Origin of the sequence: Rhizobium laguerreae (genome assembly GCF_002008165.1) — a bacterium.
Taxonomy (GTDB): Bacteria; Pseudomonadota; Alphaproteobacteria; order Rhizobiales; family Rhizobiaceae; genus Rhizobium; species Rhizobium laguerreae.
Genome location: NZ_MRDM01000009.1, coordinates 25,880 through 39,454 on the forward strand (window position 1 = coordinate 25,880; position 13,575 = coordinate 39,454).

Here is a 13,575-nt window from a genome sequence, read left to right on the forward strand (position 1 = left end):
CCGCAGGAAGATCATGCTGACAGCCGCGTCGGCCGTGACGGGGCTGATCTTGCCGCCCGGCATGGCCATTGCGCAGGCTGCTCCCGCTGTGTCGTCCCCAGCCCAAGGTGGAAATGCCGGCCATTACCGCTTTCACATCGGCGACATCTCAGCGACCGTGTTGAGCGACGGCTTGATCGGCGGCCCTCCGCGGGTCTACGCCAGCAATGCGCCGGAGGCAGAACTACAGGAGGTTCTGAGGCGCACCTTCCTGCCGACCGACCGCCTGACGCTCAATCTCAACACGCTTCTTATCGAGACGAACGGCAGGCGGATCCTCCTCGAAGCCGGAGCCGGGCAGACCATGGGACCGCAAGGCGGTCGCATCTTCGACAATCTGGCCGCCATCGGTTTGCGGCCCGAGGACATCGACGTCGTGGTGGTCTCCCACACGCATCCCGATCATGTGGGCAATCTTCGGACGGCTGACGGCGGCAAGGCTTTCCCTCGCGCGACGGTCTTTGCGCCACGGGCAGACTGGGACTTCTTCGTCCGCAACGATCCCGACCTTTCCTATATGCCGGTGCCAGAGGATTTCCGTCGCAATTTCGCAGCGGCCATCAAGCGAAGCGTCGAACCGGTCACCAACGGGATCGAGTTGTATGAAGCCGGCGCGGAGATCGTACCCGGGCTGACCACGCTTCCAGCATTCGGCCACACCCCCGGCATGGCAAACTTCCTTGTCCAATCGGGGGGCGATCAGCTCCTGCTGACCGCCGATCTCGCCTACCACCCGATCGTTAATGTCGATCGGCCATGGACGCCTGGGCCGGATCGCGACAAGGACACCGCACTCGCATCCCGCCGCCGCATCTTCGACATGGCGGCGGCAGACCGGCTTCTCGTTCTCGGCTTCCACTATCCATTCCCAGGTCTCGGTCGCATACTCAAGACCGACACGGCCTATGCCTGGGTCCCGGTCGATTGGCAGTTCTAATTCGGTGAGCAACGGAGGCCCCGCAATGACGACATCAAGGCGCGCACTTCTTTCGGGTTTTCTCGCCATGCCGCTCGTGCCGCTTTCCGGAGCGGTCGCTATCGGAAAGGAGGCGCCGTCGCTGCCGCTGACGCGCGCCTGCGCCGACGGAGACGAACCGACGCCCGCCCGCGAGGCCGGCCCGTTCTTCAAGCCGAACTCACCTCTGAAGCAGGATCTATATCTGGAGGCGCCCCGCGGCGAACGCATCACCGTGGCCGGCTACGTCCTCGATGATCGCTGTCGCCCCACGTCGCGCAGCCTCGTCGAGATCTGGCAGGCGGACGAAAACGGCGAGTACGATCGTTCGGGCTTTCGCCTGCGTGGGCACCAGTTCGCCGATGAGCAAGGCCGGTGGTGGTTCAACACCGTGGTGCCGGCGCTGTATCCGGGACGCACGCGCCACTTTCATTTCCGGGTTCAGCGTCCGGGCGGAGTTGTCATGACAACGCAGCTGTTTTTCCCAGGCGAGCCGGGCAATGCGCGCGACCGGATCTTCGACGAAACGCTGCTCATGACCATTAGCCCCGCTGGCGACGGTCAGTTCGCACGCTTCGACTTTGTGGTCTGAGCCATGGGTATCTCAGCCATCCAAACTCGCCGCGCCACCGGCTCCTCGCGGGTCGGAGCGGTCATCGCACGTCGCTTAGCGGCAGTGACCTAGCCGTCGTGCGCGCAAACGCGATCTCTCATGCCACTGGGCGGCGTCTTCGAGAGCCGCCGATCCGCATCGAAGGTCTGTGGTGGTTCGGTCAGTCACCCAGCCCGCGACGCGCAGAGGTCCGTGCACGAAGTCAAGCTTACAACAAAGGAGACTATTGCATGAGCGAACGGCAGAATTTCGGCTTCAGCCGGCGCGGCTTCATCGGTACGCTGGGCACGGGAGCCACCATACTGGCTACAACACCGTTCCTTTCCGGTGGGGCCAACGCCCAGGGCCAAGCGAGCGTGCCGAAGACGGCTGCCGCGAAAGCCGCGCGAACACGAACGATTCCGAGAACGCAGCAGACCCTCACCACACTCGGTCTCGGCACCTTCCTGACCTTTGACGCCCGCCCGGGTGACGACCGCAGCGGCCTCGGCGAGGTCTTTCGGCGCTACGTCGCGGGCGGTGGTCGGGTCATCGACACGTCGCCCCTCTACGGATCGGCGGAAGTTTCTGTTGGCGCGTTCCTTGCGGGTACTCCGGAGGCATCCGAGATTTTCGTGGCCAACAAAATTTGGTCGACCGGCGAATATCTCGGCGACGAGAGCCATGCTGTGGCAAGTTTCGAGCAGTCGAGGCTGCGTATCTGGCGCGACACGATCGACCTCATGCAGTGCCACAGCATCGTCAACGCACCGGTGGTCCTGCCCCTCATGCAGACCTGGAAGAAGGAAGGTCGCATTCGCTACGTCGGCGTGACTCACCATGAATCCGGACCGCAGGATCAGCTCGCCGAACTCGTGGAGCGTGGCGGTGTTGATTTCGTTCAGACGAACTATTCGATCTTCAACCGCAGCGCCGAGCGCCGGCTGCTGCCGGCCGCCGCCGACCGCGGGGTCGCTGTGCTCATAAACCTTCCGCTCGAAAAGGCACGCCTGATGAAGGTGGTGGAAGGTCGCCCGCTACCGGACTTCGCTCGGGAATTCGAAGCCGCGACCTGGGCACAGTTTTTCCTGAAGTGGGTTATGGCCCATCCAGCCGTCACGACGGTGCTATGTGGTACTTCGAATCCGGAGCATGCCGAGGAGAATGTCCAGGCCATGTACGGGCCCTTACCAGACGAGGCGATGCGCCGGCGCATGGTGCAGCATATGGAGGCGCTCCCAGGTTTCGCCGATATTGCACGAATGCCCTGGTATCCTGACAAGGATGCCCAGTATCAGGGGTTGATCCGGGCGGCACAAGCAACAGCTCGTGCTCGGACGGGCCAATGAGATTTCAACTTCGGTTAGTAGATGCTCTCGCGGATCGAGGGCGAAGAGCGGCCTCCATGGAGAGCCTCGCATGTTGCTGTTCAGAAAAGCGGCTCGAGGGGGAACCTGCAATTTCCCAGTTCTGAGGCTGCGGTGATTTGGCTTAAGACAAAGATCACAGCTTGACCTGTAAGATTCTAGAAGGAGGCAAGGTGCAGCTCTTGCCTCCTTCAGCGGAAATACCCCAGGGAATTTCGACATCGCCGCCCGTGCCGTCCCTATCGGTCGCGAAAGCAGCCGATCCGCCCAATGGTTAAAACCGCGTGCTTCACGGGTTGGCAGGACATGCCACTCGCGGCGACATAAAGGTTGTTGCGCAGGTAATCGCTCGAAGACGCCAGCTTGGACCAATCAGAGCTCCGTTCGCGCCTTTCCAGTTTTTATCCAGCGAGCTCGCGCTGTCGCAATGAGACGCGATCAAGGTGGAAAGGATTGGGGTGCGTGCGTCTGATCCGGTAGACAGCCGCCGGAGGAAGGTTGACGAGCGTGCCACCGATCCGTTCCGCCTGGAGCCCGAGGTGGTCCAATAATCGAAGCGGAACCGGACAACGCGGGCCGTAGGTAAACTGATAGAAGGCGCCGTCCGGCCTCATCTTGCGGAATGCGCCGGTCAGGATCGCGATCACCTTACGGGGCGGCATCGACAGCACAGGCAGGCCGCTGACCACGGCGCCGGCTAGCCTCCCGTCGAAGAGGTCGATCGTACGCAGGCGGGCGGCATCCATCCAAAGCGTGCGCGCTCTTGGATAATGGAAATGGAGCGCAGCGGCGAACTCGGACCCGAACTCGATCAGCGTTAGGTCTTCCTCTCTGACGCCACGGGCGATCAGGGCGCGTGTGAATGCGCCCGTGCCGGGCCCAAGCTCGATCACCGGGCCGGTCTCGCGCGAGATTTCGCAGGTGATGAGGTTGGCCAGCGCCCGTCCCGACGGTGCGACGGCGGCGACGCGCAGAGGGTTCTTAAGCCATGCTCGTAAGAAGCCGAACGTCTCGGCTATACGCTGCTGTTTCATTGGATATCACCCCGAACATGTTCTTGGCCCGGTAGCACTGCCGATTGCGCGCCCCCGCCAGATGTCATCAGGTTTGGCATAGCGCGGCCCCCCGTCTGCGACGGGCGCGAACCCATCGTGCGAGCCAGAATAGGGCTACTTCTGTAACGAGCAGGCAGGCCAGGGCTGCCAAAGCGAGGACCGTCATGTTCCCCGTCTCGATCGTGTGGGAGGCGTAGAAGCCGATGCCGATGAACAGCCCGTTCCAGGCGGCTATGCCGGCTGCCGATGCCACGAGGACGCTACGCGACCTTCCGCGCAGAATGGCGGCGAAGGCCGGAGCGAACAGCCGGACGGTCGGGACGAGCTGGAGAGCGAACGCAAGCGTTGCCTGATTCCTGCGGAATGACGCAGTCCCGCGCTCAATGCGATCGACTGACATTCCGAAGATCCGCCCGGCTCTGTTCAGGAGGCGCACGGACCGCGCGGTGCCCATCCCCCGCAGGGTGTAAAACAAGGCTGCGCAGCCGAGCATACCGCCAGCGACTGTCGAAAGGAATGCAGCGGGCAGCGACCAGGCCTCGTCCGCTGCGCCGATTCCGATCGCCAGCAGCAGCCCGTAGGATGGGATGACCGGCACGAAGCGCTCGGCCAGCGCGATGGCGAAAAGACCAACGAGCCCATACGCGCCGATCCACGCCATGATCGCTGCTATCGGGTCAAAATCCATAATGCCATTCCTCTTCGATCGATGACTGGGGCAGCTTTCGCCGGATGCGGACCGCGCGACCTGAAGGGAGGCGGGCCGCCCCCGGTGGTTCTGAAGCCGCCCGCAGATAGACAGGATCAGTGGCAATTCTCGTCGGTTCGTCCGGCATGAGCTTTCCTGATCCGAGGCGAGCACACACGCCTCACGTCGCGGCGGGGGGCAAAACGGTCCGGGTTCGGCGTTCGTCGACAGTCTCGGTGACGGCCAGCGGTAACGAGCGTATCCGCCGGCCGGTGGCTGCGTGGATGGCGTTAGCGATCGCGCCGGCAACGGGCACGATCCCCGGCTCGCCCGCCCCGCCCGGCGGCAGGCCGCTGTCGACGATCGCGACCTCTATCGCCGGCGCATTGGCCAGACGCTGCATAGGGAAATCGTGAAAGTTCGATTCCACGACCGCGCCACCATCAAGCGAGATCGCGCTCATCAGCGCGGTCGTCACGCCGAAGCTGATGCCGCCCTCCATCTGGGCGATCACAGCGTCGGGGTTGATTACGAGCCCCGCATCGATTGCACAGAAGACGCGGTCCACTCTGATTTCACCGTCTGCGGCCACCGTCACCTCGGCCACCTGCGCCACGACGCTGCGATAGCACTCCTCGATGGCGATGCCGCGTCCGCGACCTGGCGCCATAGGCGTGCCCCATTTGGCCAACTCGGCCACGCGGTTGAGCACGGCGAGGTGGCGCGGACTGCCCCGAAGAAGTGCCCTGCGATAGGCCAAAGGATCCGCCCTGGCAGCCAGGGCGCATTCATCGATGAAGCTCTCTGTGAAGAAGGTGTTGAACGAGAAGCCGTTCGATCGCCAGAAGTGGATCGGCATGTGGCTGGGTACATGCTGGCTGCGGATCCGACGGTTGGGGACGGCGTAGTGCAGCTTGTCCAACCCCTCGACCGAAATGCGATCCCCATCGGGACCGGGGTTGACGGGCAGGTTGCGGCTGGCGATCGATTCGATGACTGATTGCGTCGCGACAAGCGCGTCATAGGCAACCGGCAGGCCGTCCGGCCCGAGGGCAGCGCGCAGTCGGGCAGCTGCATGGCTGCGGAATAGCCCGCATGCGATGTCCTCCTCGCGCGACCAGATCAGTTTGACCGGTCGCCCACGGTGCCGCGCCGCGAGGAAAGCTGCCTCGGCCACCACGTCCTGATCGCTGCGCCGGCCGAAGGCGCCGCCGTTCATGGTGATGTTGCAGGTCACCGAGGTTGGCTCGACTCCCGCCAACCCCGCGCCACGGGCTACGCCCTGCCGCACGGCCATCGGCGACTGCGAGGAAACCCACGTCTCTGCAGTCAAGTCGTCGCGGACGAGCACAGTCGCATTGATCGGCTCCATGCAGGCATGGGGAAGGAACGGCACCGTGTATTCCGCCTTGACCACCGTCGAAGCATTTGTGATCACGGAATTGGCGTCGCCGTCGTCGATATGCTCGTACGGGGTCGTGCTTGCGAGCGCGGATCGAAGTCGCGCTGACATCTCGGTGCTGCTGACACCGTCAGCATCGGTCTTGGTCCACTCGATATCGAGAAGCCAGGCGGCCTGCTCGGCGTGCCACCAGGAAGCCGCGACCACAGCCACCTTCTGCCCCTCGATGACGGCGACGTCATGCACGCCGGGCGCAGCACGAACCTCGGCCTCATTAACGACGCGGCCCACCTTGGCTCCGAAGACCGGCGCATGCCGAATGGCGGCATGGACCATGTCAGGCAGAGCAATGTCCATGCCGAAGACCGGCTCACCCCGCACTTTGGCAGGGAGATCGACCCGCGGCTGCGACCGGCCGATGATCCGCCATTCAGAGGCGGGTTTCAGCGCTGGACGATCGGGTGGTGGCAGGAGGGCGGCCTCGCGGGCAAGCTCGCCGTAGGACAGCCGCTGGCCCGAGGACACGTGTTGAACAAACCCGTCGCCGGTGGCAAGCTCCGCGGCCGGCACATCCAGCCGCGCCGCCGCCGCCGCCAGCAGCATGTAGCGGGCCGAAGCACCGGCCACGCGCATCGGGTGCCACATACCCATCGTCGAGCCTGACGCTCCGGTGGCGATGAAGCCCAGCTGCCCCAGCACGCGCCGACCCACCCAAACAACCGGTCCGGACGCCTCTTCCGGGCGGATCTGCAGCATGTTGAACCACACGGAATAGGCCGGATGCGCCTCCGTCGGGAATTCGACAGTGATGCGGTCGTCGAAAGGGATATCCAGTTCCTCGGCCACCACCATGGCAAGGCCGGTATGGATGCCCTGGCCCATCTCGGTGCGCGGAACATTGACGACCACCCGGCCGTCGCTCTGGATGATGAGGAATGCATTGAGCGCGGCCCGCTCGCCGTTGAGATGGCCGTGAAGGCCGTCGACATCGACGGTGGCGAGATAGCCGACGCCGCCGACAGCGGCGACAAGGGCGGTGCCGCCAAGGGCCGCGCCGGTGATCAGGAAGCCGCGACGGGAGAGAAAACGGGCCATGACTGTCTCCTCAACGCTCGGCCAACATGGCGGCGGCGCGATGGATCGCGCGGCGGATGCGCGGGTAGGTCCCACAGCGGCAGATATTGGTGATCGCCTCATCAATGTCGGCGTCTGTCGGACGTGGCTTCGCCTCCAGCAGCGCCGTGGTGGCGACGATGAAGCCCGGTTGGCAAAATCCGCATTGCGGCACCTGCTCGTCGAGCCACGCCTGCTGCACTGCCGATAGGGCGCCGTTCGCCTGAGCCAGTCCCTCTACGGTCACCACCGACGCGCCCGCGATGGAACCGACTGGCGTGATGCAGGAGGGAGTGGACTTTCCGTCGATGAGGACCCGGCAAGCCCCGCATTGGGCAATGCCGCATCCGTATTTCGGGCCGAGCAGCCCGAGATCCTCACGGAGCACCCAGAGGAGGGGTTTGTCGACCTCGGCGTCGACGCTCAACGACCTTCCATTGACGACCAACTCAACCATGCAGTTTCTCCTGATTATTGCCCGCATTGCGTTGCTGATCGTCCGTCCCGTTGCGGCGCCACACGGCGGCGCGAAACTCGCCCCGGCCGATCAGAGGAAGCCTCCGTTGGCGGAGACGAGGTGGCTGTTGATCCACTCGCCGTCTCCCGCGCACAAGGCGGCGATGGCCATGGCTACATCCTCCGGTTTGCAGATGCGGCCAGAGGGGGCATGGACGCGGACCTGCTGACGCTGGGGCGGCGGCGAGCGCCAAGACGGTGCGACGGGCGTTATCGGGTCGGACATGGAAAGAACCTCTCTTTCGCAGAAATTCGTGAAAGTCGGGGGTTGCGGCCGTGGCCCTTCGGCAGTCACGGCCGCCGTAGCGAGGCAGCAATGCGCTGGTTTGCGATCAGCATGGCGATGCCGGTCAGGATGCTTGCGACTGGGACGGTGAGCAGACCGAGCCCAAGGCCGTTGGGAACCTGCGCCGCTGTCGCTGCATCGCTGATCATGCCAACGATAAGGGGGCCGAGTGCCGGCCCCAGAAGACCGGAGCCGATCATCGCGAGGCTCGTCGCCATCGCCTCCTTGCCCTTGCCTGCCACCAAATGGGCAGCGCCGAAGCACCAGGGCAGAAGAAACGCGAAGGACAACATGCCGGGGACGAAAAGGAGGATAGAAAGCCACCCGACCGGCGCGAGCAACGCAGCGGTCGTTGTCAGGCTTGCGACCATGAACAGGAATGCGGGCGGCCCGAGCAACCTGCCGGTGCGGGAGCGCACTGCGCGGTCAAACAGGCGCCCACCTATCAGTGTTCCGCAAATCCCCATCAGGCCCTGCAGCAGTCCGAACGCGAGCCCGGCTTCGCTGGCGCTGAAGTCGTGGGTGCGGATCAGGAAAGGAACCGCGAAAGCGTAGAACGGTGCCGCGGCGAAACCGAGTGCGATCGAGCCGATAAACAGCCAACGAAATGACGGGGACGAAAGCAGTTGCAAGCTCGACCGCAGGAAAGGTTCGCTCGTGGCGGCCGAGCGCTTGAGCGGTGGGGTCGGACCGACGACGAGGAGCGCCAGCAAACCGATCAGCACGCCCATGGCGCCGGCCCCTACCAGCGCTGTACGCCAGCCGAGCGTATCGCCGATAGCGCCGCCGGCGCCGAAGCCCACCATGGTGCCGAGTGGAATGCCCATTGAGAAAATGCCGAGCGCCAGCCCGCGGTGCGCGGGCGGGATCTTCCGGGCGATGATCGCGTGGCTGGAGGGCGTTCCGCCGGCCTCGCCGAACGCGACACCGAAGCGGGTAAAGGCAAGGAACAGGAAGCTCATGGCGAGGCCGCCGAGCAATGTCATAGCGCTCCAGAGCAAGATGCATAAAACGAGGGCGGAACGGGGCGATCCTCGATCGGCGGCGCGGGCGAGGGGCATCGACAGCAGCGTGTAGCAGACCGCAAAGGCGAGGCCCGTGAGCAAGCCCATCTCGGTGTCGCTCAGATCGAGTTCTTCCTTGATTGACTCGGCCAGGACGAAGGGAAGCATCCGGTCGATCTGGGACGTGGCGCTGACAAGAAATAGCGTAATAAGCAGCATTGTGGCCCGCCGACCCTCAACGTACTCATCGCCGCTCGCAGTAGATATGGTGGGCAGATCAGCGTGCTTATCTATTGACGAAGCGGCCGTTTCTGTCATGCTTGGTGCTTCCCTGGCTGTGAGTGACGTCATCAAGCTAGAGGAAGTCTTCCATGACCAGAATGCCGAATACCTCAATAAACTTGCCTATTCCTACAGGCGGCGATATGCTGCCGGCGGAAGGGCGAGTGCTGCGTTGGCCTCGAAACCAACCGGAGGTTCGCGTGTCGTCATCGCTGCTTGACGGGATCACCGCATACATCGAAAACCAGGGCGGCGGTGAAGGCCTGTTTCCGACGCAGATCGAGAACGTCAACATCATCCGTTCCTACCAGCAGCGGATGCCTATGCGGCAGATCTATCGTCCGTCGCTCTGCGTGGTGGCTCAGGGCGCAAAGGAAATTCTCTTCGGCGAAGAGACGCTTCGCTATGGCGCCATGGAATGCTTGGTCGTGAGCATGGAAATGCCGGCCAGCGGGCGGGTCGTCGACGCAAGTCCGCAGGTGCCCTATATCGGCGTCACCATCGATCTTGACGTGACGATGCTGCGCGAGGTGTTGGAGCAGTTGGAGACGCCACCGGTTTCGCCTGCCACGCCCGGTCCATCCGTGTTCGTCGGAATGGTTGACGAACCTTTGGCGGAATGCGTGCTGCGCCTGATCCGAATGTCCCAGACGCCGAAGGCAATCCCGATCCTCTACCCATCTGTCATGCGGGAGATCTGCTATTGGCTTCTGACCGGCCCGCACGGCGCCGAACTCTGCAGCTTGGCCGTGCCGGAATCGAATTTCATGCGGGTTGCCAAGGCCATTTATTTCCTGCGCGCAAATTTCGCCCAGACGCTGCGTGTAGAACAAATGGCCGAGGTGGCGCGCATGAGCCCGTCATCGTTTCACCAGCATTTCAAGCAGCTCACCTCGGTGACACCGCTTCAGTTCCAGAAGCAGCTGCGCCTCCTTGAGTCACGACGCCTGATGGTCGCGGACGCTGCAAGCGTCGAGGAAGCCGCCTACAAGGTCGGCTACGAAAGCGCTTCGCAGTTCAGCCGCGAATACTCGCGGATGTTCGGCGTTGCCCCAAAGCAGGACGCGCTGAACCATCAGCGCATGTATAGCCAGTACGCCAGCCGCAAGGCGCGAACAGCGTAAGGCCGTGTTGCAGCAGGTCGCCCCTTGCAGCCTCGGTTCGGAGCGGCCTTGCTGCGAAGAAATGCCATTGTGAGTGGCGCGGATATTCCTCCGGCCGTCAGCTGCCGACGGCGGCGTCACATCAGGTTTTCCTGCATTGCCTGATAAACGGTCCTCACGATCGGCCGAAAACCAATACTGCGAGCGAGTGAGACATCCATGTGGAGGCGCCAGGGATTGCCGAGCGGTGCCGAAGACGGTTCCATTGTTCCGCCGACCAGCGCAACAAGCTCGTAGATCGAAGTGGGCGCCTCATCGGCGATATTGACGATGCGCCCATCCATAGCGCCGGTCAGGGCGAGGTTCATGGCGGTTGCGATGTCGCGATGATGAACCATGCTCATCCTTTGGGCCGGCTGCATTTTGAAGTTTGTGACCAATCGCGGCAACTCTTCGAGATGTCCGTCCTTGTCGCCATAGACGAAGCCGAACCGCTGGATCGCCCAGTTTAGCCCGCTTTCACGTAGCGCGTTCTCGGCGGCGAGCTTGCTGGCCGGATAGGCTTGTTGCGGGTTGGCCGCATCGTCCTCACGGCCAGGGCACGGGCTGTCCGCGTCATAGACATTGGACGTGCTTGCCATGATGAAACGTGCCTCGGGCGCACGCGCCTTTGCCGCGGCGATGAGGTTGCGCGTGCCTTCGAGGTTGCTCTTCCAGATAAGATCGGTGTCGGGCGTGCGGAAAACCGCAGCGAGATGGATGATCGCCGAAACGCCCTCTACCGCCCGCATGAGGGACGCGGGATCGAGGAGGTCCGCTTCTGCCGCGCTGACGCCGGGAGGCGCCTGCTTCCCGCCACGCATCAGGACACGGCAATTCGCCGCTGCTTCGACAAGGCGCGGAAGAAGGCGGGCTCCGACGAGCCCTGTTGCGCCGGTTACCAAGACTGTCATGACGCTGTTCCTTTCTGTAGCTGGTTTTCGAGACGCTCCGTTGCGGTCTGAAGAACCCGGACCGCGACCGCGATGTCGGCCTCGTCGATGCCGTCGAACGCGACCGAGCGGATGAAAGAGAGATCGGGCAGCTCGCCCCACAACTTGGCGCCGGTGGCGGTAATGCGTAGAAGCTTCTGGCGCTGATCAACCCGGTCGGGCTCTTGCCCGACGAGACCCTTGCGCACGAGGGTCGCGACAATGCCGGTCATTGTGGCGCGTTCGATCGTAAGCAACCGCACGAGATCCCGCTGCATGGTCGGCCCGGCAGTCGCGAGCTGGTAGAGCACGTACCATTGCACGGATCCGAGATCATAGGGACGCAGGGCAGAGTCCATGACCGCCCGTCCGGCGAAGTAGCATCGCTTTGTCCAGGCTCCGATAAGTTCGCGATCTGTATCTTTCCGCTCCCGATCCATCAACGCATGTTCCAATTTTGCTAGCTACCTAGCAAATACGTGAGGTACCAAACAAATGTCAAGGGGATCCGCTTTGCTCAGATCACTGGCGGGAGGGAGAGGAGGCAGCATTGGCGGCTCGAACGAAGGCCGGCTTGCTCGCCTCTTCACGAACTGCTGCGCGAGCTGGGATGAGCCATACTCGCTTTGCTCAACTGTAGGATCAGGCAGGAAATTTGAGCTTCTGGGCATTCGGCGCCGCGCAGCGAGCATGTAGCTTCACGGGCGCAATGTCCCGGCAGTTGTCCGGCCGGTTCCAAGACCGCGCTCCTTTTCAGGAGAGCCGCTGGATCATTGGCATCCACAGCGTCTGGCGCGCACGACTCTCTTGTCGATGTCCGCCCTAAACCGTCAAAAAGGAAGCATAGAATGGTGAAATCACTAATGGGCCTGTTGCTGGCTGCAGTGCTCTCGGCAGGAATGACAGGTCTCCCGGTTGGGGAGGCTTTCGCACAGGCCTCTTCGCCGGATCAGATTGTCGGCGTATGGGAGTCCGAGGACGGCAACCTTAAACTTGAGATGTTCGACGCCGGAGAAACCTATGCGGCCCGGGTCCTCTACGGAAAGCTTCTGGTCGAGGCTGATGGCAAGACCTTCAAGAAGGACACCCTGAATCCGGATCCGAACCTCAGGAGCCGTTCTCTGGAGCGAGCTGTTCTGGTGACCAACCTCAAGTGGGATGCTGCTGACGGCCGCTGGGAAGGCGGAAATTTCTACAGCGGAGCGACTGGCCAGACCCATTCCGCCCGAGCAACGCTTGTGAGCGGAAAACTGGAACTCCGCGCCTATAGGGGCACCACCCTTCTCGGCCGGACCATGGTGCTTCGCCGCGCGCAATGAAGCGATAAAGAAGCTTCCGCGACCCACCCGGGCAGCAGCCATGCCTTCGAAAGGGAGCGCACAATGATGTGCGATTCAACACAAGCGCCATAGCGGAAAGTTCCTCGCCTGTTGGTCGGGAACTCGCCCGGCCAAGCGGTGGCACTCGGCGTTCCCGCCCTCAATCGTTGGCTCGATCGAACCTAGGTCCCTTCGGCCGGCTTGGCCGGGGTTGATGGCCTTCGCTTCATATTGAGAAGAGGTATGATCGGCGGCCCGCTGATGGATACGGGCTTTGGCTTCTGCGGCGCGTAGATGGTGCGCCGCGCCGCCATGGCCTATGCCCGAGCCCGGCCGGCAATTAGGATCAGCATCGCGCCTGGGCAGTCAGGCTGTTCGCGCTGACGATCGGATCGTGACTCTATCGAGTGGAAGATGGCTCTGGTCCGTGCTGGTCGGAGGGTTCGGTCGCGAGCCGGACTTCAGCGGCTAGTTCGACGCGATCATTGTGTTCTTTTTTGAAGTTCCCAATCTCGCCATTGCTGAATTGGTCACCCGCGTCAGTCGAAGAAACTGGAGTGTGCTGGTCGAAAGCGGGGCATTTGTGCTGCTGCTTGCTTGCCTCAGCGCCTTCATCGTGTTGCGACCTCGCTGTTCACCTCAATGTGAGCGCTGAAAAGGGTGCCTTCGTCGGGCTGACCGGTTTGGCGGCTGGCGGTCTCACCGTTTTTATGCGGCCTGAAGCCTTCGGACGATTGACCTGGATCGGTTGCTAGCGATGCGTGCTTGGTAGGCATGGTCGTAGAATCAGGCATGTTTTTTACGCCTTCAGGCATGGCAGTTTGCGCCGCAACTGGCATCTTGAGGATGAAGACGAACATAGTGCGTCGAGGCAAGAATCGCT

Annotated in this window: 13 protein-coding genes; 5 read left to right on the top strand and 8 right to left on the bottom strand. The window is 62.9% G+C overall.

The features are described 5' to 3' along the window. Positions 1-13: 13 nt before the first annotated feature. From BS630_RS06385 to BS630_RS06395, 3 genes are all read left to right on the top strand, one after another. Complete coding sequence (locus BS630_RS06385) at positions 14-976, top strand: MBL fold metallo-hydrolase (protein ID WP_077976725.1); 963 nt, start codon at positions 14-16, stop codon at positions 974-976. Positions 977-1,001: 25 nt separating this feature from the next. Then, positions 1,002-1,586, top strand: a complete 585-nt coding sequence (locus tag BS630_RS06390) for a dioxygenase family protein (protein ID WP_077976726.1) — start codon at positions 1,002-1,004, stop codon at positions 1,584-1,586. Between the two features lie 251 nt (positions 1,587-1,837). After that, a complete protein-coding gene (locus BS630_RS06395; protein ID WP_077976727.1) occupies positions 1,838-2,935 on the top strand; it encodes an aldo/keto reductase in 1,098 nt (365 codons plus the stop codon). Positions 2,936-3,354: 419 nt separating this feature from the next. Here BS630_RS06395 and BS630_RS06400 read toward each other — a convergent pair whose 3' ends face one another. The 5 genes from BS630_RS06400 to BS630_RS06425 all read right to left on the bottom strand — a co-directional run bounded on the left by BS630_RS06400 (position 3,355) and on the right by BS630_RS06425 (position 9,335). Further along, positions 3,355-3,987, bottom strand: a complete 633-nt coding sequence (locus tag BS630_RS06400; RefSeq protein WP_206117055.1) for a class I SAM-dependent methyltransferase — start codon at positions 3,985-3,987, stop codon at positions 3,355-3,357. 67 nt (positions 3,988-4,054) lie between these two features. Beyond that, positions 4,055-4,696 (bottom strand): DedA family protein, encoded by a 642-nt coding sequence (locus BS630_RS06405; protein WP_077976728.1) that lies wholly within the window; start codon positions 4,694-4,696, stop codon positions 4,055-4,057. Between the two features lie 181 nt (positions 4,697-4,877). Further along, positions 4,878-7,193, bottom strand: coding sequence for a xanthine dehydrogenase family protein molybdopterin-binding subunit (locus BS630_RS06410; protein WP_077976729.1), 2,316 nt, complete (start codon positions 7,191-7,193; stop codon positions 4,878-4,880). 10 nt (positions 7,194-7,203) lie between these two features. After that, positions 7,204-7,668 carry a (2Fe-2S)-binding protein gene (locus tag BS630_RS06415; protein ID WP_077976730.1) on the bottom strand — a complete coding sequence of 155 codons (465 nt, stop codon included), beginning with the start codon at positions 7,666-7,668 and terminating at the stop codon, positions 7,204-7,206. Between the two features lie 350 nt (positions 7,669-8,018). Then, complete coding sequence (locus tag BS630_RS06425) at positions 8,019-9,335, bottom strand: MFS transporter (RefSeq protein ID WP_077976732.1); 1,317 nt, start codon at positions 9,333-9,335, stop codon at positions 8,019-8,021. Positions 9,336-9,499: 164 nt separating this feature from the next. On the opposite strand from BS630_RS06425, the gene BS630_RS06435 reads away from it, so the two are divergent. Next, entirely contained in the window at positions 9,500-10,423 is a 924-nt protein-coding gene (locus BS630_RS06435) for an AraC family transcriptional regulator (RefSeq protein ID WP_170269571.1), read from the top strand. Positions 10,424-10,539: 116 nt separating this feature from the next. Here the strand turns inward: BS630_RS06435 and BS630_RS06440 are convergent, their stop codons facing one another. Further along, positions 10,540-11,355 (bottom strand): NAD-dependent epimerase/dehydratase family protein, encoded by an 816-nt coding sequence (locus BS630_RS06440; protein WP_077976735.1) that lies wholly within the window; start codon positions 11,353-11,355, stop codon positions 10,540-10,542. Continuing rightward, positions 11,352-11,813, bottom strand: coding sequence for a MarR family winged helix-turn-helix transcriptional regulator (locus BS630_RS06445; protein ID WP_077976736.1), 462 nt, complete (start codon positions 11,811-11,813; stop codon positions 11,352-11,354). The genes BS630_RS06440 and BS630_RS06445 overlap by 4 nt, the downstream gene beginning before the upstream one ends. Positions 11,814-12,221: 408 nt before the next feature. Between BS630_RS06445 and BS630_RS06450 the strand changes: the two genes are divergently transcribed. Beyond that, the gene (locus tag BS630_RS06450) at positions 12,222-12,692 is read left to right on the top strand and encodes a DUF2147 domain-containing protein (protein WP_077976737.1); all 471 of its coding nucleotides are present in this window, start codon (positions 12,222-12,224) and stop codon (positions 12,690-12,692) included. Between the two features lie 611 nt (positions 12,693-13,303). Here the strand turns inward: BS630_RS06450 and BS630_RS06455 are convergent. Beyond that, complete coding sequence (locus BS630_RS06455; RefSeq protein ID WP_077976738.1) at positions 13,304-13,552, bottom strand: hypothetical protein; 249 nt, start codon at positions 13,550-13,552, stop codon at positions 13,304-13,306. Positions 13,553-13,575: the final 23 nt, after the last annotated feature.